This window comes from Actinomyces faecalis (assembly GCF_013184985.2).
Classification (GTDB): Bacteria; Actinomycetota; Actinomycetes; order Actinomycetales; family Actinomycetaceae; genus Actinomyces; species Actinomyces faecalis.
The window spans coordinates 746375-771624 of the sequence record NZ_CP063418.1; the positions used below are offsets into that span (position 1 = coordinate 746375).

At 65.0% G+C, this 25250-nt stretch carries 29 protein-coding genes; 9 read left to right on the plus strand and 20 right to left on the minus strand.

Annotated features, from left to right (window positions below; genetic code table 11):
• The first annotated feature begins 43 nt into the window (after positions 1 to 43).
• Positions 44 to 400 carry a transcriptional regulator gene (locus HRL51_RS02995; protein ID WP_172119582.1) on the plus strand — a complete coding sequence of 119 codons (357 nt, stop codon included), beginning with the start codon at positions 44 to 46 and terminating at the stop codon, positions 398 to 400.
• The gene (locus tag HRL51_RS03000; protein ID WP_172119581.1) at positions 364 to 1194 is read left to right on the plus strand and encodes a nucleotidyl transferase AbiEii/AbiGii toxin family protein; all 831 of its coding nucleotides are present in this window, start codon (positions 364 to 366) and stop codon (positions 1192 to 1194) included. The genes HRL51_RS02995 and HRL51_RS03000 overlap by 37 nt, the downstream gene beginning before the upstream one ends.
• Here HRL51_RS03000 and HRL51_RS03005 read toward each other — a convergent pair.
• The 8 genes from HRL51_RS03005 to HRL51_RS03040 form a co-directional block, all read right to left on the minus strand.
• Complete coding sequence (locus tag HRL51_RS03005; protein ID WP_172119580.1) at positions 1191 to 1649, minus strand: DUF4913 domain-containing protein; 459 nt, start codon at positions 1647 to 1649, stop codon at positions 1191 to 1193. The genes HRL51_RS03000 and HRL51_RS03005 overlap by 4 nt on opposite strands.
• On the minus strand, positions 1646 to 2371 hold the full coding sequence (locus HRL51_RS03010) for a toxin-antitoxin system YwqK family antitoxin (RefSeq protein ID WP_172193315.1): 726 nt from the start codon (positions 2369 to 2371) through the stop codon (positions 1646 to 1648). Before HRL51_RS03010 ends, HRL51_RS03005 begins: the two co-directional genes overlap by 4 nt.
• 76 nt (positions 2372 to 2447) lie before the next feature.
• The gene (locus tag HRL51_RS03015; protein WP_172119578.1) at positions 2448 to 3335 is read right to left on the minus strand and encodes a nucleotidyl transferase AbiEii/AbiGii toxin family protein; all 888 of its coding nucleotides are present in this window, start codon (positions 3333 to 3335) and stop codon (positions 2448 to 2450) included.
• Between the two features lie 107 nt (positions 3336 to 3442).
• A complete protein-coding gene (locus HRL51_RS03020) occupies positions 3443 to 4063 on the minus strand; it encodes a hypothetical protein (RefSeq protein WP_172119577.1) in 621 nt (206 codons plus the stop codon).
• Positions 4064 to 4408: 345 nt separating this feature from the next.
• Positions 4409 to 5290 (minus strand): DNA adenine methylase, encoded by an 882-nt coding sequence (locus tag HRL51_RS03025; RefSeq protein ID WP_172193317.1) that lies wholly within the window; start codon positions 5288 to 5290, stop codon positions 4409 to 4411.
• A 3-nt stretch (positions 5291 to 5293) separates the two neighbouring features.
• On the minus strand, positions 5294 to 6796 hold the full coding sequence (locus HRL51_RS03030) for a hypothetical protein (protein ID WP_172193319.1): 1503 nt from the start codon (positions 6794 to 6796) through the stop codon (positions 5294 to 5296).
• Between the two features lie 99 nt (positions 6797 to 6895).
• A complete protein-coding gene (locus HRL51_RS03035; RefSeq protein ID WP_172193321.1) occupies positions 6896 to 8653 on the minus strand; it encodes a relaxase/mobilization nuclease domain-containing protein in 1758 nt (585 codons plus the stop codon).
• Entirely contained in the window at positions 8650 to 9081 is a 432-nt protein-coding gene (locus HRL51_RS03040; RefSeq protein WP_172193323.1) for a plasmid mobilization protein, read from the minus strand. Before HRL51_RS03040 ends, HRL51_RS03035 begins: the two co-directional genes overlap by 4 nt.
• 517 nt (positions 9082 to 9598) lie before the next feature.
• Between HRL51_RS03040 and HRL51_RS03045 the strand changes: the two genes are divergently transcribed.
• The 3 genes from HRL51_RS03045 to HRL51_RS03055 all read left to right on the plus strand — a co-directional run bounded on the left by HRL51_RS03045 (position 9599) and on the right by HRL51_RS03055 (position 11104).
• On the plus strand, positions 9599 to 9862 hold the full coding sequence (locus tag HRL51_RS03045) for a hypothetical protein (RefSeq protein WP_172193325.1): 264 nt from the start codon (positions 9599 to 9601) through the stop codon (positions 9860 to 9862).
• Positions 9863 to 9957: 95 nt separating this feature from the next.
• Positions 9958 to 10356 carry a DNA-processing protein DprA gene (locus HRL51_RS03050; RefSeq protein ID WP_218957645.1) on the plus strand — a complete coding sequence of 133 codons (399 nt, stop codon included), beginning with the start codon at positions 9958 to 9960 and terminating at the stop codon, positions 10354 to 10356.
• Positions 10325 to 11104 (plus strand): DUF3800 domain-containing protein, encoded by a 780-nt coding sequence (locus HRL51_RS03055; RefSeq protein ID WP_172119571.1) that lies wholly within the window; start codon positions 10325 to 10327, stop codon positions 11102 to 11104. Before HRL51_RS03050 ends, HRL51_RS03055 begins: the two co-directional genes overlap by 32 nt.
• A 299-nt stretch (positions 11105 to 11403) precedes the next feature.
• On the opposite strand, the gene HRL51_RS03060 is transcribed toward HRL51_RS03055, so the two are convergent.
• The 4 genes from HRL51_RS03060 to HRL51_RS03075 form a co-directional block, all read right to left on the minus strand.
• Positions 11404 to 11700 (minus strand): type II toxin-antitoxin system RelE/ParE family toxin, encoded by a 297-nt coding sequence (locus tag HRL51_RS03060; RefSeq protein WP_172119570.1) that lies wholly within the window; start codon positions 11698 to 11700, stop codon positions 11404 to 11406.
• Positions 11700 to 11963, minus strand: a complete 264-nt coding sequence (locus HRL51_RS03065) for a type II toxin-antitoxin system RelB/DinJ family antitoxin (protein WP_172193329.1) — start codon at positions 11961 to 11963, stop codon at positions 11700 to 11702. The genes HRL51_RS03060 and HRL51_RS03065 overlap by 1 nt, the downstream gene beginning before the upstream one ends.
• Positions 11964 to 12094: 131 nt before the next feature.
• A complete protein-coding gene (locus HRL51_RS03070) occupies positions 12095 to 13177 on the minus strand; it encodes a lytic transglycosylase domain-containing protein (RefSeq protein WP_218957646.1) in 1083 nt (360 codons plus the stop codon).
• A complete protein-coding gene (locus HRL51_RS03075) occupies positions 13174 to 13542 on the minus strand; it encodes a glutaredoxin domain-containing protein (RefSeq protein WP_172193331.1) in 369 nt (122 codons plus the stop codon). The genes HRL51_RS03070 and HRL51_RS03075 overlap by 4 nt, the downstream gene beginning before the upstream one ends.
• 192 nt (positions 13543 to 13734) lie before the next feature.
• On the opposite strand from HRL51_RS03075, the gene relB reads away from it, so the two are divergent.
• Entirely contained in the window at positions 13735 to 13962 is a 228-nt protein-coding gene (relB, locus tag HRL51_RS03080; RefSeq protein WP_172193333.1) for a type II toxin-antitoxin system RelB family antitoxin, read from the plus strand.
• The gene (locus tag HRL51_RS03085) at positions 13946 to 14203 is read left to right on the plus strand and encodes a type II toxin-antitoxin system RelE family toxin (protein WP_172193334.1); all 258 of its coding nucleotides are present in this window, start codon (positions 13946 to 13948) and stop codon (positions 14201 to 14203) included. Before relB ends, HRL51_RS03085 begins: the two co-directional genes overlap by 17 nt.
• 120 nt (positions 14204 to 14323) lie before the next feature.
• Here the strand turns inward: HRL51_RS03085 and HRL51_RS03090 are convergent, their stop codons facing one another.
• The 6 genes from HRL51_RS03090 to HRL51_RS11585 all read right to left on the minus strand — a co-directional run bounded on the left by HRL51_RS03090 (position 14324) and on the right by HRL51_RS11585 (position 19324).
• Positions 14324 to 14533: a hypothetical protein gene (locus HRL51_RS03090; protein ID WP_172193336.1), complete on the minus strand. Its 210-nt coding sequence runs from the start codon at positions 14531 to 14533 to the stop codon at positions 14324 to 14326.
• A 1304-nt stretch (positions 14534 to 15837) separates the two neighbouring features.
• On the minus strand, positions 15838 to 16665 hold the full coding sequence (locus tag HRL51_RS03095) for a tyrosine-type recombinase/integrase (RefSeq protein WP_172193338.1): 828 nt from the start codon (positions 16663 to 16665) through the stop codon (positions 15838 to 15840).
• Between the two features lie 134 nt (positions 16666 to 16799).
• Positions 16800 to 17195 carry a hypothetical protein gene (locus tag HRL51_RS03100; protein WP_172121340.1) on the minus strand — a complete coding sequence of 132 codons (396 nt, stop codon included), beginning with the start codon at positions 17193 to 17195 and terminating at the stop codon, positions 16800 to 16802.
• 2 nt (positions 17196 to 17197) lie between these two features.
• Positions 17198 to 17965, minus strand: a complete 768-nt coding sequence (locus HRL51_RS03105) for a ParA family protein (RefSeq protein ID WP_172193340.1) — start codon at positions 17963 to 17965, stop codon at positions 17198 to 17200.
• A gap of 70 nt (positions 17966 to 18035) precedes the next feature.
• Complete coding sequence (locus HRL51_RS03110) at positions 18036 to 18413, minus strand: hypothetical protein (RefSeq protein WP_172193342.1); 378 nt, start codon at positions 18411 to 18413, stop codon at positions 18036 to 18038.
• Positions 18414 to 19060: 647 nt separating this feature from the next.
• The gene (locus tag HRL51_RS11585) at positions 19061 to 19324 is read right to left on the minus strand and encodes an ArsR/SmtB family transcription factor (RefSeq protein WP_218957647.1); all 264 of its coding nucleotides are present in this window, start codon (positions 19322 to 19324) and stop codon (positions 19061 to 19063) included.
• Here HRL51_RS11585 and HRL51_RS11590 point away from each other — a divergent pair.
• A complete protein-coding gene (locus HRL51_RS11590) occupies positions 19212 to 19658 on the plus strand; it encodes an arsenic resistance protein (RefSeq protein WP_244960231.1) in 447 nt (148 codons plus the stop codon). The genes HRL51_RS11585 and HRL51_RS11590 overlap by 113 nt on opposite strands.
• Positions 19659 to 19938: 280 nt before the next feature.
• On the opposite strand, the gene HRL51_RS03120 is transcribed toward HRL51_RS11590, so the two are convergent.
• Positions 19939 to 20367, minus strand: a complete 429-nt coding sequence (locus HRL51_RS03120; RefSeq protein WP_218957649.1) for an NUDIX hydrolase — start codon at positions 20365 to 20367, stop codon at positions 19939 to 19941.
• A gap of 258 nt (positions 20368 to 20625) precedes the next feature.
• Between HRL51_RS03120 and HRL51_RS03125 the strand changes: the two genes are divergently transcribed.
• Positions 20626 to 23775 carry a VaFE repeat-containing surface-anchored protein gene (locus HRL51_RS03125; protein ID WP_172193344.1) on the plus strand — a complete coding sequence of 1050 codons (3150 nt, stop codon included), beginning with the start codon at positions 20626 to 20628 and terminating at the stop codon, positions 23773 to 23775.
• A gap of 401 nt (positions 23776 to 24176) precedes the next feature.
• Here the strand turns inward: HRL51_RS03125 and HRL51_RS03130 are convergent, their stop codons facing one another.
• The gene (locus HRL51_RS03130; RefSeq protein WP_172193346.1) at positions 24177 to 25238 is read right to left on the minus strand and encodes a hypothetical protein; all 1062 of its coding nucleotides are present in this window, start codon (positions 25236 to 25238) and stop codon (positions 24177 to 24179) included.
• Between the last annotated feature and the right edge of the window lie 12 nt (positions 25239 to 25250).

Here is a 25250-nt window from a genome sequence, read left to right on the forward strand (position 1 = left end):
AAAGGTAGTCTGGTAGTCGAGACATGGGGGAGGAGGCAGGCTGATGAGCCAGACAAGACTGCGGTTTCGAGACCTCAAGCCGTATGAGGCCCCTGAGTCCCTACTGGAGCTCAATGGGCCGCGCACGGGGCTGGTCACGCTTCCTCTGCGTATCCGTTGGGTGCCGGGAGACCGGACCTACGACGTTGGCAACGACGCCCAGGCGCAGATCGTCTATCAGGCCGTGCTGGCCGAAGGCACCGCGGCCGACCAGCGTTCTTTTCTGAGTGCGCAGCGGCTTGTTGAGCTGTGGCCGACGCTTCACCTTGATCAGCGCGTCGTGGAGCTGTGGCAGGGCAGGTTCGGCGAGCTCAGGGGGCTGGAATGGCCGACACGCTCGGTGACGAACAACGTCGCCTAGCCCAGTTAGCGCTAGAGGCGTTGGGCGCTGATGGCTTTGCATTAGCTGGGTCAGGTGCGATTAGGGAACATGGCCTGATCCATCGTCCGACCCAAGATATTGACCTGTTTACAGTCCACGATGCACAAGACAGGTTCACCACCGCGTTCGACCGATTGGTCGGCCATCTGCGCGGGCACGGATATGTTGTGGAGATCGGGAGAACGCTGCCGGGCTTTGCCGCGCTCATGGTCACTTCACCGTCTGGTGTGAGCATTGGCGTCGATATGGGAGTGGACTGGCGCGAGCAAGCCCCTGTGCAACTGGATGTTGGGCCGGTACTCGCGTTAGAAGATGCTGTGGGAAACAAAGTTGCTGCGCTGTTCTCACGAGGCGAGGCCCGCGACTACCTCGACGTTGACGCCATCCGATGCAGCGGGAAGTACACAGATGCCCAGATATATGAGTTGGGAGCCCGTGCAGACGCTGGTTTGACTCTGGATTACTTCGCAATGCGCCTGGATCAGGCAGCGCAACTGAGACCAGAGCATGTAGCGGAGTATCACGTGTCCTCGGAGCAGTTGGAACAACTGCGCCAGCGTATGGCGGCGTGGGCAGCGCAGATCCGTCAGAGCGCAGAAGCGTTGGCCGAGATTGACCCGAGAGCTGTGAGAGCAGCGAAGACGGGCATGCTCGCTATGCCGCAGACGACGACATCTCATGGCACGGTGGCATCTGCTGAACAAAATGATGACATTGGCCTACCTGCGCAGGTAACTGAGACTCAAGGACGGATGCCCACACTGGGCGTTTAGCGCGGTTCGAATAAACCCTCGGGTGCAGGCTCGCATGGCAGGAGCGCCTCGTGGTGTGGTGGGTGGGGGTCGTGGCCACGGTCCGAGGAGCACTTGGCGAAGGGGCCGGTGGGGCTCATGAGCTGGCTCATGATGGGGTCGGCGTAGTGGGTCAGCCACTTGGCAGTGCCTGTGGGGCCCTCGGCTAGGCGCATGGACTCCCACGCCTGCCACAGGGCGGTCAGGCGGAAGACGGCCTCGTCGTGCATCCACCATGCCGGACACCACTTGGCGCCGCTTGCCGAGCCTGTGGCGCGCTCGTAGACGCGAGCGACCAGCCCCTCGACGAACTGGTCCAGTGAGGGGAACTGGAGGGGCGGAGCGAGCTCCTCGCCGGCATTCTCGCCGGCAGTGTTGTCGGGTGTTTCGTCGACGTGCTCGGTGGGGTCGGTGCTGGGCTGGATAGTGGTGCTCACAGGGTGCGTCCTTGCTGCTGCTGTGGGGCTGCGAGGTGAGAGGGGCGCTCGTGTGGCGTGGACACGCCTGCGGCTGCCCCTGGTGCGGGTGTGCCACCGGCCAGCTCTAGGGCTGAGCGTGTGCGCTGGGTCTGGGCGGGGCCCAGGACGAAGCCGTCGTAGGTGGCTGAGGCACGCTTGCCGTGCAGCCAGTACTCGCAGGAGGACTCGTGTCCGCGGGCGTCGTAGTGGGAGACGGCTGGGCCGTGCTCACTGTGCAGCTGACCGTCACGCAGCCGCTCCTCGCGGCGTATCACGCCGTTGGTGGCGTACTGGCGGCAGGTCACCTCACCGTCGGTATAGAGCAGCCGTGCGGTGAGCTGCCGGTCCGTGAACCACGACTGTGTCTGTAGGTGACCGTCTTCGTCCCAGCTCTCGGCGGCTGGGCCGTCGGCACGGTAGTAGTCGCCGTGGCGCATCCACTCGCGTTCGCGCATGACGCCGCTGCGGTCGAATGCGTAGTGCGCAGGGCCGTCGTCGCGGTGCCAGCTTCCGTTGGAATTAGAGAAGGTGACGGTGACGCGTCCCTGAGCGTTGCGGAACCAGCGCAGTGAGCCTGCCTGGTCGAGGTTCCAGGTGTAGCTCTCCATGCCGCCGGCCTCGGGCACGTGTACCGCGGGTGCTCCGTAGGCACGTGTGATGGTGGCAGGGTCGAGGTAGGTGCTGTCAGGTAGGGCGCTCATGTCTCAGCCTCCAGGTGGTGGGGACCGGGTTGGTCCGCTTCATCTGGTACGTAGGCAGTGCGCGCACACGGTGGCGCTAGAGGGTGAACCCCTGCGTGTGCGGCTGGACGTGGGGCGGGCGCTGGTCGTCGGTGGGTGGCTGCTGGGATCTGGCACCGGCTGCTGGCATGGCCGTGTGCATGATGCTGCGCGAGCGCTCGGCGGCGGCGTGCTGGGTGTGGTAGCGGTCCAGTGCCGGGTCGACGGCTCTGCGTACGATCCTGACAGCCTCAGGAAGGGGTGGCAGGTCGGGGAGGGTCTGGTACAGGGCAGCAGCAGACGGGCTCGGCGTGAAGGAGCGTGGCAGAACCACCGTGTTGTTCTCGGGTCTAGGCGATGCCATGACACTGTGGAGCTGGCGTGTGAGCTCGTCGACGTCTGGCGGGAAGTGCTGGCACAGCAGGACCAGGTCGGTGAAGTCACGGTCCCTGGTCGAGGCGTGATCACCGTGGGTGGTGGCGGTGGCCACGAGCTTCTCGGCCACGTGCACGGCCGAGGACACCACAGGGACCTCGGGCCAGTCCGTGAAGCGGCCGATGTCGATCTTGGGAGTGAGCTCGATGAGGTCAGGGTCGAACCCGAGACTGTCAGCGACCAGAAGATCCATGCTGATGACGGACAGCTTCTGCATCCGCTGCCCAAGATCCATCGTTGGCTGGATCTTGATCTTGACCAGATCTGGTCGGATTGGAGAAGAACTGACACCACGAACCTTGAAGGAAAGGAAGTCCTGATCCGGCAACGGGCGCTCAATAGCCTGGGCGAATGCCTCCACGGCATCGTCAGACGACGTCGCCTGTACGACGGCGTCGATGTCTCGTGTCGTACGGGGAGCATTCGGTAGACGAACCAACAGTGCCTGGGCGCCTTTGACCGCCCAGGTGGTCTCCGGCGCATACGACAGACGGGCCACCAGGCGCTGCATGATCCACACCTGCTGAGAGGTTGTCCGCTCGTCAGTCGCGTGCGCTTGCCTGCGTGCTCTCAATGCCTGTCGAATCGCGTTCCCGTCTGCAAACGGCTGCTGTTGGGTCATGCTGCGGCCTCGAAGTAGGCGATGGAGGCTGCCGCGGCGCGTGGGCCGACGGCTTCCAGGACACGGGCCACGCTCCAGCCCTTGTCCTCGACGAGGAAGTCCATCCAGCGGGCTCTGTGCTCGCCGTCCATGACGGCTGCGCCCAGGTCGCGTGTGGTGCGCTCCAGACTGGTCACTGGCAGGCCGTCAATGACTGTCAGGTCAGATGGGGGCAGCGGTGCCGTGTGGAGGTGTGCGCCGTCAATGTGTTGCGGCGTGGGCGCGGTCAGGTGCATCTCCATAGGAAGCGTGGTGCAGCCGTGGAGCTCGGCGGCACTGAAGTGGGATACCGCCCCGTGGGCGGCGGCCAGCTCAGGGGATGTTTTCTCCCAGGAGAACAGCTCCGGGGTCAGGAGATGGAAACTGAGGTGGATCTCTTCGCAGCACGTGTCGTTCATGAAATGACCCACGCTGTACAGTCCGTCATGTTCGTCGGCAAAGTCTTCATCCCCGGCCGCGAGGGCGTCGATCATGGACTGGGTAAGTCCCAGACGGCGCATCTGGGCGCAGGTGATCACACCTGTCTGCCGACGCGCGACATCCAGGATGCGCGCGTATGCCTCCTGCCGTGTACCCATAGCGTCATTGTCCCAGGGATACCACCCATACGGAAGAAGGAAGCACGAGCTGGGACAGTGAGCGGGGAGCCAACCTCGGGTCTTGCAGTAGCGGCCTGCGCTGGTGGGGTGCTTCTTACCGCACGTCTGCGCATGTGCGTAGGCACGCTCACCCACTCGGGGGCGCCGTCTCGTAGCCAGATCGTGGACTGGGAGTGGTCGTAGCAGCCCGCCATCTCCCCTGGCGGGCGTCCCCAGCGCACGCGGGCGCCCTGCTGGGCGCAGTCGCGCATCAGGGCGTCCAGGGTCGGTCGGGTCACGCACGGCAGGCTAGAGGCGACCACCGACACGAACCGGTGAGGGCGGCTAGGAGGCGTGGACCCAGTGGGCGGTAACTCCAGGGGTGACCTCCAGCCCGCCGGGGACCTCCAGGGCGGGGCCGTAGACTATGGTCTCGCGGCCCACGTGCTGGATAGCAGCCGTGTGGGCGATGTCGAAGGTCGCGCAGCGTGCCTGGCCGTAGAGCTCGTCCCAGATGACCTTCTTGTCGTCGTAGGTCAGCAGCCACGGGTAGGGGGCCTGGAGCAGGTGGTCGGCCAGGTGCTCGTGGTCCTCCATGCCGAAGGCGTGGAGGTAGAGGTTGCCGCCCTGCTCGACGTAAGGGGGATCGGCGTAGACCAGGACGTCGTCCTCCAGGGGCTCCATGGTGGTCAGGAAGTCCAGGCCGTCGAGCTCGGTGACGTGGATGCGCTCGCCCAGGGCCGCCACCGCCTTGACGCGCTCGATGAGGGCGGGCTTGTTGAAGCGGGCGTCGATGCCCCACTTACCACGCTGGGCTAGCCCTCCGATGGGGCGGGCGTCCAGGATGCCGGAGCGGTTGGTGCGGTTGAGGTAGAAGGTGGCGAACCCGAGCGTCAGGTCCTCGCCCTGTCTGCTCTGGTAGATGCTGCGCTGGTGGTGCCACTGCTCGACCGTCACCGGGGTGCCCTCGATGAGGTCGCAGAGCTCGCGCGCAGTGTCAGGGGCGGTGATGGTGCGCCAGAAGGCGGCGATGCCGGCGTTGACGTCGTTGAGGTGGACGTGCTCGACGACGCCGTCCGTCAGCAGGCGAAGCGCGGCTCCCGCTCCGCCTGCGTACGGCTCGGCGTAGTGGGTGGGGACAGGGTACTGGGCGTTGACCAGGCGCGCGAAGAAGGGCGCCAGGCGCGCCTTGCCGCCTGGGTAGCGCAACGGGGACAGGTACCTCACGGGTCAAGAATGCCTTTGATCGTCGCCCGTGGCCACCCCACGCGCCGACGCACTCAGGTCATCGTTGATCGCGGTGATGAGCGGCGACAGCACCTGGTTCGCGCGTTTGGCGACGTCTTGCGCAGCAGTGAACTGGTAGGAGTGCACACAGTCGTTAAGGTCCTTGATCAGGTGCCCCGACTCCTCATTGGTACGGATCGCCGCCCATGTGCCCCGAAGCGCCGGGATGCTGGAGCTCTTGCTATCAAGGTTCGGGTCAAGGTGGCGGAGTACAACCGTAATCTTGTCCTTGAGCTGACTCTTCTTGGTGCTAAGCGCTCGCTCCTCGATCAGTGCGTCGACAGCATGCTCGACAGCCGCACGGGCAAGAATCGCGCACGCCTCGGGATACTCAGCGATCTCAAGACGCTGACACTCCTTCAGCAGGCGATTGACTCGGTCAGGCATCGCGCCTCGCCGCGCACCCCAGTACAGGTGGGTCTCGGACTTTCGAGGGCGTTCCCGTTGCCTGCTCTGCGGGCTTGGGCCTGAAGCAGGCTTGCTCTGCGTGGAGCCGTGTCCTCCGCCCGTAGGCTGGGCAGGGGCCTGACTGGCGGGCGAGGAGTCACGAGCAGCCAGCGGCGCTGGCAGCGAGGGGACGGAGGCTGAGACGTCTGCGTGCCCGACGGTGCGGTCCCAGAGGCCGGACAGGACACGTTCGGCGGACTCTCGGTCGTTCAGGGTACGTGAGGTGATCGGTTGATCAGTTCGCCCGCTGCTCGAAGATCGTTGTCCCGCCATGCCGCTCATGAGCTCAAGGATGAAAGGCCTGACCTTTTGCGGGTCAGCCTTGACCTCGATCTTGCCGCTGCTGTTGAGCCCAGCGCGCAGAAGCTCTCGAACCTTCCAGTCGTAGACCCTGTTCATGAGCGTGTACTGCTCGCGCCGCGCCTGCTGTACCGCGTCGGAGACCTCGCCGTCATCGACATACGTCTCTTCCAGCCAGTACCAGAACTCGTTCCACCCAGTCGGGTCTCCGCCGTTGGACACCTGGTCGAGGTAGACCATCTCCGGCCCCCACGGTGCCGTGCCCTCACCTTTCCCTTTGCCGTGGTGCTTGATCTGGATCCAGTACCGCGCGTCAGCGCGACGCTCAAACTTGACGCAGCCGGGACGCTGGTAGTCGTCGTCCGTCTCGATGCTGTCGCGTATCTTGTTGAACCTCCGCCGCCATTCTGGTGTCGGAGCCTTTTTCGGGTTAGACAGGAGTCGGCACGCCACCAGGCGGCGGTTGCCCTCAAGGACGACCATCTTTCCGTTCTCTTCCACGACCGCCCACGACTGGAGCGGGTCTAGCCCCTTGTCTGCGATGCTGCGTGCAAGGTGGAGGATCTCGTCCCCGAACTTGTCCAGGAGCCGCTCCATGGCCTCTTTTTCGTCCTTTGCGGACGGGCGTCCGAGCCTAGGGTTTCGTAGATCCAGGTGGAGTCGTGTGATAGACCGCTGCTTCTGCGGGATGTAGGGCATGCTTGGTCTTCCTTGTTCCTGGGCCGGCCTAGTTCTTAGCGCCGGATGGCTCGTTGTGTCGTGGTTGTCGTGGAGAGCCGAGCCGCTGGGCTGGGATCCTCACAGTGTCTGCTTGCGCTCCTGGGTCGGCGGCGGTGTGGGCCAGGGGCGGGCGGAGTCTTCGGTGCGTGAGTGCTGTGCTGGTGTGCTGACGGTGGCGATCGCCGCGATGGAGCGGATGCGCTGCGCCTGGTCGTCGGTCAGGGCGGCGGCTTCGCGCTCGAGTGAGCCAGGCGCCGGTGTCGTGATGGGCGCGCGTGGCGGCAGGGTGTCGGTGGCTGCGGGCGCCGGCAGGGCAGCCAGGCGGGCGGCCTGTGCCTGGGCGTGCTGGCGGCTGGTGGGCGGTAGCGGCTGGGCGTGGGTGAGCTCCCAGGCCGCAGCAGTGTCACGCAGCAGTGCCGCGGCTGTCTGGGTCTGCTGGGCCTGCTGGTACAGCGAGGCCAGTGAGTGGACGAGCTGCATGGTCTCGGCTGCCAGCAGCATCGTGGCCACGCGCTGGTCCTTGACGGTCAGTGACAGTGTGCGCGCGGCCAGCAGGACCGCTCCGGGAACCTGCACCCGGTCGCGGGGGCGGGTGTGGGTCTGGGCGTGGCGTCCGGTCACGCGTGCTGCGCGCATAAGCGTGGCACGCTCGGCCGGGTTGGTGGTGGCCACGCCTGCGGCCGCGAGCAGACCGGAGACGTCGCGTGTGGCGTCTGCCAGCGCGACAGGGTCGTAGGGGTTGATGGAGCGCAGCTCGTGGTCCCATGTGCGCAGGCTGTCGGCGGCTGCGTGCCACGCGCTCATCGGTGACGCGATGGGGGAGGAGGTGATCTTGTCTCCGCGCCATGCTGCCTGCCAGGCCTGGACGGCCATCTGCGCACCCACGGGAGTATCCATCCACCGGGTGCGCAGCCGGGTCAGTGACAGGTCGCGCGCCAGACGCCCGCCTCCGTACCACTGGGAGGGGCGTAGCGGGTTGGTGGAGTGCAGCGCGACGCAGTAGCCGACCACGACGTCGGTGCGTCCGGCAGCGAAGCGGGGGCGCACGCGCACGCCCGTCTCGCGCAGACGGATCACGAAGTCGGGCTCGTCGACCGCGGCCACGGCCGCGGCGCGCACGCGCGCCTCCAGCCTGGCACGGTCAGTGACCACCTCATGGCCACGGCCTGCCGCGTACTGGTCCGCCTGCCGGCGCTGGGTGGCACGCAGGTCAGCAGCGGAGTCGGCGCGCGCACCACGCCGGTGCTCGCGCGACTCGATCACCATCAGGCCATATTTGTGTTCGAGCTGGTTCGCGGTGCGCTGTGCTCGGCGCTGGTCCTGCCACGGTGACCACTTGGTGCCGTCCTCGCGCACGATGTTGGCAGCGATGTGGATGTGGTCGCCGCCGTTCTTCGAGGCGCCGTGGTGGATCGCGACCCACCTGCACGGCGCCTTGCCGTCAACGCCAGTGAAGCCCATCTCGGCCATGAAGTCAGTCGCGATCGCGCGCCACTTGTCCTCGCTCAGCGGCCCCTCCTCCGGTGACAGTGACAGGGAGCAGTGCCACACGTGGTTGGGGCGGTCGGCAGCGGTCTCAACCTTGCCGGTTGCGTGGTTGAACGTGCGCACGCTGCCGGTGGGTTGAATGCCGAGCTCGGTCATGTACTGGTCGACGAACTTGGCGATCTCGTACCCCTGCGCGGGGGAGAGCTCATCCCATGCGCCCCAGCGACGCATGATGATGTCTGAGCCTGCCACCACGTGCGGGGACTCGTGCTCGTTGGACCTGCCCGGTCCCACGAGATAGTTGAGCAAGCCTGGCGTCGATCCGCCCTGAACAATGGCGGGGATCATCGGCGCACCTGGATCAGGATGTCGTTGATGTCGTCAATCGCGCGGTGCACGAGCTCGACGACCTGAGTGAAGTCGGCGGGTACTTCAGAGACGGTATTGGCGTGGTAGGCGATCTGGTTGAGGTTGTTGCCGATGCCGTCGAGATCGCGGCGCATGTCCCGAAGTGCCGCCATCGCCTCACCCATCTCTGCAGGTGCAACGGCTTCCGGGGCGACAACGGGATTCTGTGAGGGACGCAGCGCAGCATCAACCAAAATCTTCGCCATCGACTCGCCCGTCGCCTCAGAGCGCAGCTCCAGCAGCTCGCGCTCCTCATCGGACAGGTAGACGGTCAAAGGCTTGCGGCGCTGTCCGCCGCGCAGGCGCGCACTACGGCGACGGTCATAACGAGGTGCGGACACCGCACGCTCTTCGTCACTCGTCGACATGGCAACCACCTCCGCACCCTTGAAATGCCCAGCGCAGCGACCCGAACGGGACCACACCACAAGTGTGCCCTGCTGGACGACGTCAGTCCAGCAGCAAGTTACTTAGCACCAGTGCTAAGTTCCAACTTGCTCTGCGTTCGGCTCACCCCCGGTGAGGCGGAAGGATCTGCACCGACGAGTCGGTGCCCGGCCACCTCACGTGGCCGTCTCACCGGCGCTTTGCTGCAGCCGCGCAGCGTGCAGCAGACCGGATTCCTGCACCACCGTGTGCGCGCAGGGTGCAGCGCCAGGAACGCTGAGCGCTGCAGCCTGCGCTGCACGCACGAGGTCGGGTCAGGTCAGGGCGCGCCGCCTGCGGCGGGGCGGCGCGCTACGCCGAGCGTGCGCTCACGCAGGACGTGATGGGCGAGTGCGGACCTGCGTGCGCAGGCTGCTGCACGTGTGGTGTGCGCTCACCGAGTACGGACATGACACAGGCCGCGTCACGCACGCGTCCACAACCACGAGAGGAACACCCATGACCACCGACCCACTCACCGCACTACTGCGCACCGACACCGAGCGCACCGACGCCGCACGCGAGCTCGCCACCGCGATGACCGCCCTCGTCGACGCGGCAGCCTCCTACAAGGCCGCGTGGCGACACGCGACAAGTCTCGGCTGGGCGCGCACCGACCTCGTGCGCGCCGGACTCCTCGCCCCCCAGCGCCTGCCACGCAACCTCGCCCGCACCACGCCACAACCCACAGCCACGCAAGACACGGACCCCGGCGAGAGCTGATCAACACAACACGATGGTGGTGCTCCCCGACGAATGGGTGTCGGGGAGCACCACCAGACGGACTCTGAGATCAGTACACTGCCGCTATGGAGTCCATGGAGTCACTTGCGTACGTGCTCGCACTCACGCGCACCAAGCGACGCGGACTCACCCAGGGCGAGCGCGTGCAGGACCTGCTCGCCGAGCGTGATCCGCAGGCCGTCTACGACCGTCACCGCTACGAGGCGGGCGACATGCTCCGCGGCGCCGCAGGCGACGAGCTGCTCGACCAGGCACGACGCGACATCGACACGTGGGCCAACGCCGGCTACGGCGTCGTCTCGGTCCTGTCAGACCGCTACCCCACCCGTGTGCGTGAGGTCCACGAGGCACCCGCCCTCCTGTACTACCAGGGAGCCCTCCTGCCCGACGACGACGGCGTGTGCGTCGTCGGCTCGCGCCAGGCCCTACCCAGAAATTCTGATGAACAAATCTCTTCTGTCGCGCCCTGCTAGTGCCGGTCATGTCAGACTGCCTCGTCACACCTCGGCCCCAACCTTCTTCTTGGACGAGTCTGGATCCAAGGGCAGCGGCGGACGCTTCTTCGTCGTTGCTGCCGTCAAAGTGGCAGATCCCGACAAGCTCTTGCGAGGTATCGAAGGTGTGCGCCAGGCGCGGAGCTTTCGGACGGAGTTTAAGTTCAGCAATGTCACCAGAAATGCTCTACCGGCATACGAGGCCTTGGCAGACGTCATAGCTGAATCGTCGGCAACATGCGGTGCGTTTGTCGTTGACAAGGCTCAGGCGGATCCGTTCGCAACCGGGCTACCTCAGTGGAAGGCGCATAACTGGACCTCGGTTGCGCTCGTGAAGGCTATGGTCTCCAGGAGAGAGATCGCCACAGTGCTTACGGACTCGATTTCCACGCCTGACGGTACGTCTTACGGAGCTGAATTAAGGGCCGCTGTCAATGACGCTTTTCGCTGCATGAGAGTCGCAACCGCGCTGTCTCTGGACTCTTTGACGTGCGATGGGCTGCAGGCCGCAGACCTTATTGCATCGGCTATCGCGCATGAACGAAAAGCTATGCAAGACTCGACTATCGAAGAATTTGCTGCACGCAAAACACCGAAAGCTCAGCTATCGCGATATGTGGCCACCCGTCTGGGCCTAGCAAACTTCAACGACTGTCGAACCGAGCGTGTCCGGATCCGTACCGCGGCTTCGGTTCCATCGATTTCGATTGACAGGGAGTCGCTCTGAGCTATACTTACAACTGTTCGCAGTCCTAGCCGCTGGCTTGCAGCTGCGGGCCCTGATCCAGGCCTCTGGTCTGATAGTCGGGTATGAGGAAGACTGTCTCCTCACACAACCGAAGACGATCATCGCGCCGCCCTCCAGCCCGTTGCTGGAGGGCGGTTGCATATTCGATGATGGCATGATCCGGCAAGCTGAGCCCTTGACATACATCTGCTCCGCAGGTCCACGCTACGCACCAGTACGGGACTACACACATACATGTACTCAGGGACGTGTTGCGCCCACGGCGGGCGCAACAGGGGCTAGTGCCCGAAGAGGTCGTCGTGCCCACCGGTACGCTGGAGGATCGCTTGCGTCTGAGTGGTAGTCCAGATCAGCAGCCAGTCACCAGCGTTGGCGACGTGGCACTCATTGCTCGCCTCCCACTGGCCACGCAGACGATGCATGCCGTGATGACGGACGAGCTCATCCCTAGCCTGATCAGTGTCGGCAACGATGAGATCGATAACCTCACGCAGCGGTGCCAGGTCCACGTGCTTCTTCCGGAGAGCCTTGACATCACGTCTGAACCGAGGCGTCGGCTCCGGTGCCAGAACCATCAGAGACCCAGGTCCTCGTACATCGCCTCAGCAGTGTCGTAGGTGTGCTGACCCGAAGCGATGATCTGCCGAGTCTGCTCAATCGCCTCACGACTGGCGGCACTGGGCTGCGGGTAGGACAGGTTAAGGGGAATACGGTGCTCCCGGATCATCTGAAGGTAGAAGGCGCGGGTCACTGACGACAGGTCGAACCCGAAGTCCTCAGCAATCTGGGTGACACCCTCCTTGACGGAATCCTCAACACGTACAGTGATCGTTGCCATGCCTAACGCCTAACTCGTGTACTTCCCATGTGCGACATCAGTATATCTCCGTTTGACTGTTGATTGCGCTATGGTCAGTGAAGTGATATTGGAGTGCCCGTGAGCGACAGACAGGATGACAGTGGGCGGTGTCAGTAGACGGAGACGTGGATGTGGTCGTAGTGACCGCCGGAGCAGCTCGTAGGGTCGTATAGGCCGCCGGCTCCGTCGTAGGGTCCCCACGTGCCTGTGCTGGCGGTCCAGATCTGGCCCTGCCAGATCACGTAGTGGACGCCGAGCTGCTGGGCGTTGGCGACCAGCCAGTTGGCTGCGGCGTTACCCGCCAGGGTGCCGGTGGTGGGGCTGGCGGCGCGGCCTGGGTCGCCGAAGGTGCACCCGTAGAAGGGGATGTCGCAGGCACGGCCGCGTGAGTGGTCGGAGCCGGGGTTGAAGGTGTGGGCGTCCCAGCAGTACAGGGCGGGAGTCACGATCTGGGGGTAGGCAGCCATGAGGGCGGTGACCATGGCGTACGTGCGCGGCGTGACGGAGGCGGCGGCGTGAGCGCCGGGCGTGGGGTCAGGTACTGAGGCCGCCTCAGCCGGCAGGCTGGAGGCGTCGTAGACGGGACCGGCCACCAGCGCGTCGGCGCTCTGTGCAGCCCCGGCCCCGCCGCCGGAGTACTGCACCGCGTAGGAAGCCATCGCCGCGATGATGGCGGACACGTAGGCCTGGGTCTCAGCGAAGGGAGGCACGCCGCCGGTGTCCAGGACTGCTCCCATTCCGGCGTTGTATGCGGCCAGCGCCAGCTCCAGGACGCTGCCGCTGATCCGTCCCGCAGCCATGTACTGCTTGACCAGGGCGACCTGGTCGCACATGTAGTGGCCCTGGGTCCAGATCGCGTCGTGGGGGTTGAGGACGTCCGCGCTGCCGTCGCCGTCGCCGTCCTTACCGACCGCGGCCCAGGTGGCCGGCATGAACTGCGCGATCCCACGGGCGCCCGCGGGCGAACCAGCGTTCGGGTCGAAACCGGACTCAGCGGCCAGCTGAGCCGCGATCACAGACGGGGTGACCTCCTCACAGATGGAGCCCGCTCTCAGCACGTCAGCCACGTACTCACTGGGCACCCCAGAAATCCCCACCGCCGTGCCAGAGGCGGCCTGACCGCTACCACCACCGAGCATCATCGGCAGCACCATCGCAGGCACAGCGAGTACCGCCAGGACAGCCTTCCTCACAGCCTCATCCCCCGCCCCGTCCGCGGGCCAGGCCGCACCGGCGGCCGCTCGTCTCCGCTGCTCGGCTGGGGCGTCTGGGCGGGGCTGGCGGTCGTAGCCATGGCGATGATCGCCTTGATCCGATCCGGCCTGAAACCCGCCGTCCTCTGCCCATCAGGGGTCTGGATGATGGGCAGAGCAGTCAGACCCTGCTGCCTGAGCTCGGCGACCAGCTCAGGGCGCTCGTCGAGGTCGACGACCTCGAAGGAGACACCCTTGACGGCCAGGGACCGCTGGGTCAGCGCGCAGCCCGGACAGTCGTGGCGGCTGTAGATCGTCACCGCAGGCTCAGACCCTGACGACGGCGACGGTGCGGATGCGGACATGGCAGCTCCTCTCTCATGACAGGCCACCCGGACGGGCCTGCCATGAGGGACGTAGCCGGTGAGCGCACGCATTCAGGGTGCTCGCGTGAGCGCAACGCACTGGGCCTACCCGCGCTGGCGGTGATGAGCCTGTCGCGCTTCTTTCGTAATACATGTAGTCTCAGTATTACTGAGAGTGTGGAGGTGAGGACCATGGTGACGTCTATACGGCTCGACCCGCAGATTGAGCGGCGGTACGAGGCGCTGGCGCGCCACACGCACAGGTCAAAGTCTTTCTACCTGCGTCAGGCCATCGAGCAGGCTATCGACCGCATGGAGTTCGAGTACCGGGTGCTCAGCGCGGTTGAGGACGTGCGCGCGGGCCGTATGAAGACCTACAGCCTGGACGAGGCGGAGACGCTCATTGGCGTGGACGATTGAGGTTGCGGACAGCGCCGTTAAGGCGCTGCGCAAGATCGACCCGCAGGTGCGGCGGCGTATCTGGAGCACGGTCCGTGAGGTTGCTGAGCTTGAGGACCCACGCTCCCGAGGCAAGGCGCTGACCGCTGACCTTCGTGGGCTGTGGTGCTACCGTGCCGGGGACTGGCGGATTATCTGCGACATTGACGATGGTCGAGTTGTCGTGGTCGAGGTCGGGCGCCGATCTCGGGTCTACGGGTGAGGGCGGGGTGTGCGCGAGGCTCTGGGGGAGCTCGTGCACCGCCTCGCCCGCAGTGTTGAACAATGCGAACAGGCTAGCCAGACAAGAACGGCTCAGGACGGTAGAAGCCCTCCGCACCCTTCAGACGCACCACCACTGGGAGGGGCGTAGCGGGTTGGTGGAGTGCAGCGCGACGCAGTAGCCGACGATGACGTCAGTGCGTCCGGCAGCGAAGCGGGGGCGCACGCGCACGCCCGTCTCGCGCAGACGGATCACGAAGTCGGGCTCGTCGACCGCGGCCACGGCCGCGGCGCGCACGCGCGCCTCCAGCCTGGCACGGTCAGTGACCACCTCATGGCCACGGCCTGCCGCGTACTGGTCCGCCTGCCGGCGCTGGGTGGTGGCGACAGGCGTCGAGTCGAAGGTGACGTGGCCTCAGCGTCTGGCTGCATGTGCTATCGATTCGAGCGACATGTGTTGCAAGTCATGTTGATGTGCGCTAAATTATATCTGTCAGTTCAATGAAGGTTGGAATGAGTTCGTGCGTATTGTGCGGGTCTCGATGCTCGCCGCCCTAGCATTGCCGTTTGGGAGTTTCCCTGCTTTGGCCGCCGAAAGTGGGCAGCCACAAGAAAATCGCACCGTGTATGGGGGTGAGGTCCAATCACTTGACCCATCTCGAATTGATTTTGTGCCACCCCTGGAAGATGAACGATATAATCAGCCTTCAATTCAGGATCGGAGTGCGTGGGGGCAGCAATGGGTTGGTGGGTTCACCATTAAGGGGGTCGGCATTCCGAAAATCGTGTTAACCCATCAAATTGCTGGAAGTGGCACGCACATTAAGAGTGAGCAAGCGTACGCTATGTCGTCAACCGGTCGTATCTGTAACTATCGAATTGACTACCAGAATCGTCGTGGCAGCACCATTTACAGTACTTATGTTGGGGCAACGCAATGGGGGTGCTATCCTGTTGGGACTAGCTGGGGCGGGAATAATCCGCGGGCACCGTACTATGTCAAGAAAGGGCTTCAATGTGCCCGCTTGTTCTCGGGCGGAGACTTTGTGGGGGAGCAATGCCACCAAATCTACTGAACGGCTTGTCGGTCACGCAAACTGATCGCATGCGTAGGGTCGCATTTTGGGTGCGCTTGACTTTCTCTCTCGCATCCTTAGCGTTCATTTGTGCGGCAGTCAATGGGTTGCATAACGCGTCAAAGTATCTCGTGCTGAACGATCTTCAGTCGGTCGAGGTGGAGGTGCAGTTGCTGCATGACGTCTGTCGGCATCTGATGTGTGCATTGATAGCGTTATTTATCACTGTTGTCGTTAACTGGTTCGTTGCATCCAAATATATGAGGGCCGCTGCGGTGGGCGAGCAGTAGTTATCCTCCGAGAGTCAATGGTCTGTCTGCGATTCATTGGTGGCGCTGCTGTCGCTATATGTCAATGTATGGAGTCGGTCAAAACGATGCGATGGCGCGCGTCGGCAGTATGAGGCAGTCAGTGCCGCTGGGGCGAAGCGTTCATCTTGCTCTTGTGGGCGTGCGGGCACTGAAGGTAGTTTGACTGGTAATGGTGGACGTGCTTCTATTTTAGTCCTGATTTCTGCTGTTTCCTTCGGGATTTATGGTCGAGTCAAGCGGAGGTAGTGTTAGCTGGCGGCCTCTACAGCGCGGCGTAGGGCGTCGTCTGGTGGGGCGGTGTAGCGCTGGGTGGTGGCGACGTTGGTGTGGCCGAGGAGGCGCTGGACTGCGAGGATGTCGCGCTCTCCCGAGTAGGCTCTAGTTGCGAATCTGTGGCGCAGGGTGTGTAGGCTCCAGCCTTGCGGGAGGACTCGGGACGCGAGCTTGCCCAGCCACTCGGAGCTGATGTGTCCACCAGCTCGTGAGGGGAACACCCATCCCTCAGGGCTCTGGCTCCCCATGTGGAGCAGGAACGCGGCAGTCTCGTCGGATAACGGGACGACGCGGCGCTTGCCGCCTTTTCCGACGACGGTGAGTGACCATCCGCCGAGGTCCTCGAACATGTCTCGGGTGTTGACTGTCGGGATCTCGCTGCGTCTGAGCCCCACGCGCCCTGCAAGGATCAGAATCGCCTGGCTACGCTCGTCTATCGGACTATGGAGTGACTGCTGATAGAGCTTTTCTGGGATGGGGCGCGGCGCCCCGATGGGGCGTTCGATAGAGGGCAGGCCAGCAGCAGGACTGTCGTCAGGACGGATCAGGGAGAAGAAGCGGCGGAGACTGACGTAGTAGGAGTGTCTGGTCTCCTTCGCCCAGGTACGTGACCCAGCCCAGGTGACGAGCTCCTGCGCTGTGATAGTGGCCGGGTCTAGTTCAGGTACGGATCGCGCAAAGGTGCGGATATGACGGAGTCGGGTCTGGACGGATCGCTCCATCAATCCGCTGGCGCGCAGGTGCGACTCGAACATGACGATGGACTTCTGCCACTGGGAGGGCACTGGACGGGGCTTGTTCATCGCCGTGATTGTGGAAAGCAGCCCGCGGATCTGTCCGCCGTTTGGTTGTACTGCGAGGCAGGACACCACCGGCCTTACCGGTACCACTGGGACTGCCAGTAGTGCCAGTGGTACCGGTAAGGCCGGTGGTGCCGTCATGCGGGTCTGCCAGTCGGGATCTCGCCTGCCTGGGTGGGGACGTAAGGCTCGCTGCCGTTATGGCGGTCCTCGGAGTCCTGGACTGCAGCTTCGATGGCCTGGCTGACCCACGCGGAGAAGCTGATGAACGGCTGACCAGGCTTGGCTGCCTCGACCCGCCAGGCGGAGCGTGCGCGCCCGGCCAGATCCGTGGGCACGTAGACGGTCAGCTTCGTCTGGGTCGACCGCTTACTGGTACTGCCAGCAGCGCTGGCAGTACCAGTATTGCGGGTGTTGCCAGTAGTGCTGGTGGTGGCTGGTGCGGCTGGGTCCGCGGACCCCGCTTTGCGGATACGTCCTGTCAGCGCGCTCAGGTCACCTGGCTGGGCTGGTGGAGGCGTCTGGGGCTTCATGCTCAGTGCTCCTTCGCAATCTGCCGGGCGACGGCGGTGATGGCGTTGACGTAGTCGTGGGCGTCGTCTCGGGGTACTGGGAGGTGGTTGGTGGCCGCGGTGGCCACGACCTCTCGCTCTGGTAGGGGGTGGTCGATGAGCAGTCCCGGGTAGGTGGCTGCGAGCTGGTCACGCCACACGACCCGGTCGCGGCGGTCGCCTCGCCAGCGGTTGATGAGGACTCCAGCCAGGCGCAGGTCGGGGTTGTAGTACTGCTGGACCGTGCTCAGGGTGGTGATGATCCCTGCGACACCGTCGACGGAGCTCGTACGAGGCTCGGTGACGATCAGCGCCTGGTCCGCGGCGGTCAGGGCGCTCAGTGTGAGGGTGCCCAGGGACGGCGGGCAGTCGATGAGCACGTGGTCCCACTGCTGGTGAGTACCCGTCAGGGCTGTGCGCAGGTGGAACTCTCGTCCGGCCGCGCTGTCTGTCTCGCGCGTGGCGAGGGCTCGCTCCGCGGGCACGACGTCGATGCTGCTCCAGCTCGAGGGCTGGACCGCCTGAGTGATGCAGCCAGGGCCTGCCTGCCCCGCTGCGACAGCGGTCAGGACGTCATGCAGCGTCAGCGTCTGAGGATTGATACGTGAATCGAGGATTGAGCTGGCGTTGGCCTGCGGGTCAGCGTCGATCACGAGGACACGCTTGCCGAGGTGGGCGAGTGCTGCGGCGAGGTTGACGGTGGTGGCGGTCTTACCGACGCCGCCCTTCTGGTTCGCGATAGCGAGGATCACGGCAGTCTCCTGGTAGTACGGGTGATGGGTAAAATGCTGGTAATACTGGGAATGCGGGTCATACGGGTGGTTATCCGGCGATAGCGGATCGAAAGTAGGACGTCAGATCGAAGCGGCTGTCCCAGGTCTCCACGCGCCCATCGGTGTCTGCTCTGGAAGCGGCTCTCCACGCCTGGATGAGGGCGTAGGGGGTGTATCGCAGCCAGTACTGTGCATTGAATGTGTCAATGTCGAGGCGAGCGCGTACGAGAGCCAGGCGCTCCTCCTCGGACGTCGCGAGGACGTCCTCAAGAAGATCGAGATCAAGGCGGGCGTGGTAGTCCTGTCGCAGAGCGTCGATGACCCATTGGTGGGCCGCGTCGAGGCTGTCATGGTGGAGCGTGTGACCTGCGAGCTGAGCGTGCTGACCTGGAGCAGCCAGCAGGGCGCGGACGTTGGGGTGACTCATGGTGTCTCCTGGTAATGCTTGTGATGGCGGCGTTGCTGGTTTTGCTGGGGATGCGCAAAATGCTGGTAATGACGGTCAGCATCGAAGAGGTCGTAGCCAATGGCTCACAGCGATGTGAGCGCGCAGGTCGTAGTACTCGATCCAACAGATCAGGTGCCGGAATCGGCGTCGTGCTGCGGATAACCCGGAGGTCGCAGGTTCGAATCCTGTCCCCGCTACGAGAAAAGCCCGGTATCCAGGCGAAAAGTCGCTGAGATACCGGGCTTTGTTTTAGCCGGATGGGGCCGATTCCCTAGGTTATTCCCTACCTTTCATCAGAACCCCATTCCGTCGTTCTCGTGCTCAGGCTGGGGCGTGTCGATGCTCTCGCTCACGTCCCGGACGTGGCGCTCGACGGTCCGTTGGCTGTGCTGCTGACGGTCGAGCGTGCGCTCGCGCGTGGTCGTCCAGGGTCCAGTCCAGGTATCGCGTGCCCGGGAAGAGCTGGCAGGTGTCCCCGCAACCCACGGTGACGACGAGGATGAGGTGGTCTGCGGGCGCGGACCCGGCTGGGCGGACCTCGACTCGTCCGTGGGACAGGGCGGTCGAATGCCGCTGCCATCTGGGACCGGCCGGCGTTGTGGACGCAGACGAACAGGACGGACGACTTAGCACTCATGGCTGTCTCCTTGCGATCGTGGGGGTCGGGTAAGGTGGGTAAGCAGGTTGACGACCTGCTGGTAGCCCTCGGGGCCGATCGAGAAGTACGCCCGCCTGCCGCGCGTCTCGCGGTGGACAAGGCCCGTCTCCACGAGCTTCTTGAGACGGTGGGACAGCGTTGGCTGGCTGACGTCGAAGAGGTCAGGGACCGAGCACGCGCACACCGAGGTCGACGGTGTCTCCCTGCTGATCGCCCTCGGGCTGCTGGTCATGATGTACCCGGTTCTCGCCAAGGTGCGCTATGACCGCCTGACGACCGTCACCTCTGACCGGCGTCTCATGGCTACCTCGCTGGTGCTCAACTGGGTGGTGGGACCAGCGGTCATGTTCGCCTTGGCCTGGCTCTTTCTGGCTGATCTCTCCGAGTACCGCACGGGACTGATCATCGTCGGGCTCGCCCGGTGCGTCGCCATGGTCATCATCTGGAACGGCCTCTCCTGCGGGGACCGGGAGGCTGCGGTGGACTGTCGTACGAACGACGCACGACCCTGGCCTTCACCGCAGCCGGTAACAACTTCGAGCTGCCGACAGCCGCAGCGCCGCTGAAGGAGGCTCCGGGTTGTCTGATGGCGTGACGGGGTCGTCTAGCGTTTGCGGGCCCTGATCGCGAGCTGAAGCGGTAGGCGACCCGGGGCGTCCTGAAGACGGTAGCGGCCGTCAGGCTCTTGCACCATGAGGTCCGGCCACGGGCACCAGGCGGAGTACGGGGTCTCCTCAAGGTGGCCGGTAGTGAGGCCGGACTGATGGAGGTGTCCTCGTCGAGCGTCATGAGCACCGGGCGGTCGTCCTGGATAAAAGCTGCCCAGGATCCGGCGCGCGATGAAGGCTATCGTGCGGCAGCGTGATGAGAGTGGCTCTGGTCCATGACGCGCAGGGTCTGGATCACGGCGTAGGTCAGCGGTGCCAGGTCGTCAGGCAACGGCGCTGACAGGTTGGTCCACCGCAGCTCGGTGATCTCGTGAGCAGGCAGAGCCCCGGGCACGTACGGGTGAGCGAAGACGTGAGCGACGACGTCGTGTCCTGCCTCGTTGGCGGCTGGCGCGGTGAAGGTGACCAGCGGCTGGAGGTCCTCAGGGGCGACGGCGATCCCAAGCTCCTCGTCAGTCTCCCGGGCGGCTGTCTGGGCAGCGTCCTCTCCGGGCTCAGGCTTGCCTCCGGGAAACATGAACAGATGGGTCCCCTGCTTGCGAACGGTGAGGAGCCGGCCGTCGTCGTCGAGCATGACGACCGCACTGACGATGATCTGCTTGCTCACGGCCGGCGACCTTATCAGTCGGGGGAGTCGTCGCCCGGGCACCACAGACGCGCGTTGGAGCACGCTGTGGTGCGTGCCTGTGGATATGCAGGCGGGAGTGTCGGCCCCGTCGCCTATCGTCGTCTCAACGGCCTCGAACAGAGGAGTGCCGTGAGCGGCACACCGGAACACCTACCCCGGAGCACGAGCCTTGCTGGCCTAGGAAACCGACGCTCGTGCGCGGGGTCTCTTACCCATCCTCACGAAAGGAAGACGGAGATGGCCAAGACGACCACCTGGCGCGAGCCCCGAGCGCGCCGCTCACGGCTGGGGATGATGATACCGGGGCCTGGCGGTCTGCGACGGGGTTGCGCCGTCGTCGTAGCGGCAGCGGCACTGGCCAGCGGACTAGTGGGAATGACGGCGCTGCCACTGTCTCCGAGCCTTGGGTTCCATGCGCAGGCCCAGGCCGCAGTGACGAAGATTCCTCCCAACACGGGTGAGGGTTATCCCTTCTACGACTCTGCAGGCACCTACCACTGGCTGGGAGCTAACTCGGACCCGGTTACACCGGGTGTGCTCAACTGGTGCATCGAGTTCGGGCCGGCCCCGATCAGGACGGCCGCGCAGATGGTGGACGCCCGTGAGCTGACCGAGCAGGTCCAGCGTGCGGACACGGCGCCCGCGCTGAAGATCGCCCCGGCCCAGATGTACTGGCTCCTGACCAAGTACGAGCCTGTGGACCAGGCGGACTCACGTGCCGCGCTCGCTATCCTCGCCCACGCCAACTACGACGTCGCCCCCGAGGCTGCCCGCATCATCGCCGAGATCCCGTCCGCCTTCCCCTCTGCCTACGCCCTGGCTGAGGCCTACGCGGCTGAGGCCAGGGTCTTAACCCCGCGGACCTTCACCACGGGCGAGGCCCAGGGGCAGGAGGCGGGGCGCAGCGGGCAGATCGAAGGTATCGCCTCCACCGCAGCGGACGGAAGCCTCATCGCCAGCGTCCCGGTGACGGTGACGCTCGTAGGGCCAGCGGTCTTTGACGCCACCGGTACCGCGACCTGGTCAGGGGTGACGCAGGACTCGCCGGTCTCGCTGGCCTGGACGGCGACGGGCAACGGTGAGGTGAGCTACTCGGCCCGCTTCAGCGTGCCCAAGCAGGTACTGAGGTACTACCCCAATGACGGCTCGGCCCAGGACATGATCACGCGAGGGCCGGAGACGAGCACCGAGATGATCGAGATCGAGCAGCCCGGAACCCCTTTCCAGGTGCGCTATGACTTCCAGCCGATGGGTACCTCCCAGGTTCACACGGTCGAGGTCAACACCGACGGCGCGATCAGTGACACCCTGACCACGGCGACGGATGAGTCCTATAGCAACCCCTCCTGGATGGCTGAGGCTGGTCAGCCGGTCCCGGTGGTCTACAGGGCCACGGCCTACTGGTCACGATCCCGGCCGGCTCACAGTGACCAGGTCCCGCAGGGTGCGCAGAAGGTGGGGGAGACGACGGCGACGGCGACCGGGCCGGGGCAGGACCTGCGTGCCAGCCTTGAGCTGGGCAAGAGGGGGTTTGTCACCTGGGTCTGGGAGGTGCGCAAGATCGACCAGGGGCAGTACGAGTCCTATGTGGCTGCGGACTGGCTCGACGGCTACGGCCTGGCCAACGAGACGAGCAGCGAGAACTTCGACTTTCGTCCCGTGGGTACCTCGCACGTGGAGGAGTGGAAGGTCACTGAGCCGGAGTCCGTCCCCTGCGACACGCTGACCGCATCGGTCGACCCGGCCTACCGCGACGGGGAGTGGACCAGGATCGTCTCGCCCGACTCCTTCGACGAGGGTGGCTTCGTCCCGGTGGTCTACACCGCTACTGCCTACCGGCTGGAGCCGGAGACCCTGCCAGTGACGGCACCGGGCGTTCCTGAACGCGCCAAGGAGCTGGGACGTGTCAAGGTCACGGCGAACGGGCCGGGGGAGAAGGTCCAGGCCTGTCTCGGACAACCTGTCGGCCCGGGCTTCCTGACCTGGGTGTGGCGGGTGCTGGAGGAGGACCAGGCGGCTCACGGACGCTGGATCGCCTCGGGCTGGTCGGACTTGTACGGGGTGGCCGAGGAGACCACTTCCGTCGTCTACCGCGCGCAGATCGACTCAACCATCCAGGTCCACGCCACGAAGAGCGGTGAGTACCTCTCGGACGACCTCTTCGTAGAAGGGTTTCCCTCTAACCACGGGGACTTCGAAGGCGGTATGGGATTCGGGGCGGACGAGAAGGAGATGACGCAGTCGCTGCTCTTCTTCCCGGAGGGCCTGAAGGTTTCCGAGGCGAACAAGGCCCAGGCTGAGGTCATTGCCAGCCTCCAGGTGCCGGCCCGCAACGGCGCCTACTTCCACGTCGGCTCTACCTCCTTCAAGGTCAAGAAGGACGGCGGCGGGGCTGATGTCCCCGGCACCTACGTCTTCGTGACGAGCTTCGCCGGAGACGACCGCACCGCGGCCTACACCTCCTCGGTCGAGGACGTCAGTGAGCAGTACGTGGTGGCTCCGGAGCCGGTACGGCCCGAGATCGGGACGACGGCGAGCGACAAGTCTGATGGTGACAAGGTTCTTCCGGCCACCGGCGAGGTGACCATCGCCGACCAGGTGTGTCAGAAGGAGGGCAAGCCCTTGGAGGCTGGCAGAACCTACACCCTGACCGCACGTGCGATGGACAGGGCGACGGGAGCGCCGATTTTGGACGAGGCAGGTCAGCCCTATACCGGCACGGCGCAGTTCACTCCGTCGGACGCCTCTGACTGCGCGGTGGTGGAGGTGACGGTCCCGGCCTGGCTGCTGCACGGCAAGACCGTCGTCATGTTCGAGAACGTGACCCTGGACGGGCGCACCGTGGCCGTCCACACGGACATCGAGGACGAGGGTCAGACCGTCACGGGTGCGCCGGTTCCAGGAGTAGGGACCACGCTGACTGACTCGTCCGACGGCGACCACGAGGTCTCGCCCGGTCCTGTGGTGCTGGAGGACACGGTGTGTCCCAAGAACACGACTACCTTCGAGCCGGGGCGGACCTACACGGTCCAGGGACGGCTCATGGACCGGAAGGCTGGGAAGCCGCTGACCGGGAAGGACGGCAAGGAGGTGGTGGCCTCGACGGACTTCACACCGGCCTCGGCCACTGACTGCGCCGTCGTCAGCTTCTCCTTCGATACCACAGCCCTGTCCGGGCACGACCTCGTGGCCTTCGAGCGAGTCTACGAGCCTGGTAGCCAGGTGGTCCTGGCCTCCCACGAGGATCTCGACGACGCCGCGCAGACGGTACACGTGACCAAGCCGATGCGGCCGCTGGTCCAGACTGGTGCGACCGTGGTGCTCGTGGCTCTGGCTGCCGCTGGACTCATCGGCTCGGGCACTGTGCTGAGCCGGACCCGGCGCTGAGCCGAGCCCCAGGCCTGTGCGCCACTGGTCCGCACAGGCCTGGGCTGCGGCCCCGGGCGGACAGCTGGCGCTCTTATGTGTAGCACCGGTCTGCGCGGGTTGGGACTGCAACCCTGGACGGCTGGTTGGTACCCCTCTATGTGGCACCGGTGCTCACAGGCCTGAGGTTTTCCGTGAAAGCTAGGTATGACTGCCTCTGTCAGTCTGGTGAGGATGCTGTTCCCCTGCGCCCAGCCCCAGTCTCTCCTTGCCCTGACGCAGTCACTGCCTGTCGGCCCCAGACTGGCGCCTCGCCTGGTCTTGGTGCTTGTGGTCAGCCCCTCGTACCGGGGCAGGGCCTCCTTGGCACCTCGGCCCCAGTGAGGCACGGCCAGGGCATGTGTACGTACCTGGTACCAGGGCTACTGTTTCCCTCCGCCCCGGCGAGTGTGGCCAGGGGTGTGGTTGGCCCCTCGTACCTGGGCCAGGCCGTTTGCGCACAGCCACAGGGCTGTCAGTGTCCAGGCAGCAACAGCGGGCCACTCGTACGCGAGGAAGCTCCCGAGCGCAGCCAGGCTGGCCAGCATCCCTATGGCGAGGTGGAGGAATCCGGCTCCGCGCTTGTGAGAGACAAGCGCCTGCCCATCCTCGTGGACCAAGCGCCGTGCCCACCCACCTGGGTCGCCAAGCTCCTCCCAAGGATCGGCGGTGCCAACCAGGGCGCGAGTCTCGGCGACCAGCCGCTCGCGCACGGAACGGCCGACCATCTCCGGCCGTGCCAGGCGCCGGTCAAGCTGGGCGTACCACTGTTCGGGTGTGCCGTGACGGCTGTGGCGGGAGTAGTCCTCCTTGTCCCAGTCCATGTAGTGCCATCCCACAACCACGAGGAATGCTCCATAGGGGACACCGAGCCAGCTCGGGCCCTGCCACCATCCCTCGGAGGTGACGGCCCAGATAAAGATTCCGATTCCGATGAACGTAGCCGTTGCCCGCCGGGCCGCCAGACCGGGCTGCCCCCGCAAGGCGGTGCGGATGGTGGACCACAGTCCACCAATTATGAGTGCCAGGCTCGCAAATCCCAGTGCGTGATCCACCCCGAAGTGGGTGTGCTTGTTACCCACGAGGATCTGGAAGGGCCAGATGAGTACAAAGTAGATGCCGATCACGGTCATGACAGAGCAGATTTGCGCGACGAGCCCGATTTCCTGGCGTTCCTCGGCGGCGCGCGCCTCCTCATCATCGGTCTCCGCGGCGAGCTGGGCTGCGAGGACATCGGGCTGGCCAAAGAGCTCGGAGACATCGGTGGGGCAGGTGCCCTCTGCCTTCTCCTCGGCCCGCAGGGCGATGAGGGCTTCGCGTTGGGCGTCACGCAGACATACGGTGGTCGCGGTACTGAGGTCGCCGCGCCGGATCAGTTCGATGGCGAGGCGATCGATCCAAGCCTGGTCAGCAGGACTGAGGTCGGCACGGTTCTTCGCTGTCATGGGCAGACTCCA

What these genes read in the sequence shown, in the direction of transcription:
- HRL51_RS02995 (WP_172119582.1), top strand. Translation starts at nt 44, where the DNA reads ATGAGCCAGACAAGACTGCGGTTTCGAGACCTCAAGCCGTATGAGGCC.
- HRL51_RS03000 (WP_172119581.1), top strand. Translation starts at nt 364, where the DNA reads ATGGCCGACACGCTCGGTGACGAACAACGTCGCCTAGCCCAGTTAGCG.
- HRL51_RS03010 (WP_172193315.1), bottom strand. Translation starts at nt 2,371, where the DNA reads ATGAGCGCCCTACCTGACAGCACCTACCTCGACCCTGCCACCATCACA.
- HRL51_RS03015 (WP_172119578.1), bottom strand. Translation starts at nt 3,335, where the DNA reads ATGCAGCGCCTGGTGGCCCGTCTGTCGTATGCGCCGGAGACCACCTGG.
- HRL51_RS03020 (WP_172119577.1), bottom strand. Translation starts at nt 4,063, where the DNA reads ATGGGTACACGGCAGGAGGCATACGCGCGCATCCTGGATGTCGCGCGT.
- HRL51_RS03030 (WP_172193319.1), bottom strand. Translation starts at nt 6,796, where the DNA reads ATGCCCTACATCCCGCAGAAGCAGCGGTCTATCACACGACTCCACCTG.
- HRL51_RS03035 (WP_172193321.1), bottom strand. Translation starts at nt 8,653, where the DNA reads ATGATCCCCGCCATTGTTCAGGGCGGATCGACGCCAGGCTTGCTCAAC.
- HRL51_RS03040 (WP_172193323.1), bottom strand. Translation starts at nt 9,081, where the DNA reads ATGTCGACGAGTGACGAAGAGCGTGCGGTGTCCGCACCTCGTTATGAC.
- HRL51_RS03045 (WP_172193325.1), top strand. Translation starts at nt 9,599, where the DNA reads ATGACCACCGACCCACTCACCGCACTACTGCGCACCGACACCGAGCGC.
- HRL51_RS03050 (WP_218957645.1), top strand. Translation starts at nt 9,958, where the DNA reads ATGGAGTCACTTGCGTACGTGCTCGCACTCACGCGCACCAAGCGACGC.
- HRL51_RS03055 (WP_172119571.1), top strand. Translation starts at nt 10,325, where the DNA reads ATGAACAAATCTCTTCTGTCGCGCCCTGCTAGTGCCGGTCATGTCAGA.
- HRL51_RS03060 (WP_172119570.1), bottom strand. Translation starts at nt 11,700, where the DNA reads ATGGTTCTGGCACCGGAGCCGACGCCTCGGTTCAGACGTGATGTCAAG.
- HRL51_RS03065 (WP_172193329.1), bottom strand. Translation starts at nt 11,963, where the DNA reads ATGGCAACGATCACTGTACGTGTTGAGGATTCCGTCAAGGAGGGTGTC.
- HRL51_RS03075 (WP_172193331.1), bottom strand. Translation starts at nt 13,542, where the DNA reads ATGTCCGCATCCGCACCGTCGCCGTCGTCAGGGTCTGAGCCTGCGGTG.
- relB (WP_172193333.1), top strand. Translation starts at nt 13,735, where the DNA reads ATGGTGACGTCTATACGGCTCGACCCGCAGATTGAGCGGCGGTACGAG.
- HRL51_RS03095 (WP_172193338.1), bottom strand. Translation starts at nt 16,665, where the DNA reads ATGAACAAGCCCCGTCCAGTGCCCTCCCAGTGGCAGAAGTCCATCGTC.
- HRL51_RS03100 (WP_172121340.1), bottom strand. Translation starts at nt 17,195, where the DNA reads ATGAAGCCCCAGACGCCTCCACCAGCCCAGCCAGGTGACCTGAGCGCG.
- HRL51_RS03110 (WP_172193342.1), bottom strand. Translation starts at nt 18,413, where the DNA reads ATGAGTCACCCCAACGTCCGCGCCCTGCTGGCTGCTCCAGGTCAGCAC.
- HRL51_RS11585 (WP_218957647.1), bottom strand. Translation starts at nt 19,324, where the DNA reads ATGACCAGCAGCCCGAGGGCGATCAGCAGGGAGACACCGTCGACCTCG.
- HRL51_RS03125 (WP_172193344.1), top strand. Translation starts at nt 20,626, where the DNA reads ATGGCCAAGACGACCACCTGGCGCGAGCCCCGAGCGCGCCGCTCACGG.
- HRL51_RS03130 (WP_172193346.1), bottom strand. Translation starts at nt 25,238, where the DNA reads ATGACAGCGAAGAACCGTGCCGACCTCAGTCCTGCTGACCAGGCTTGG.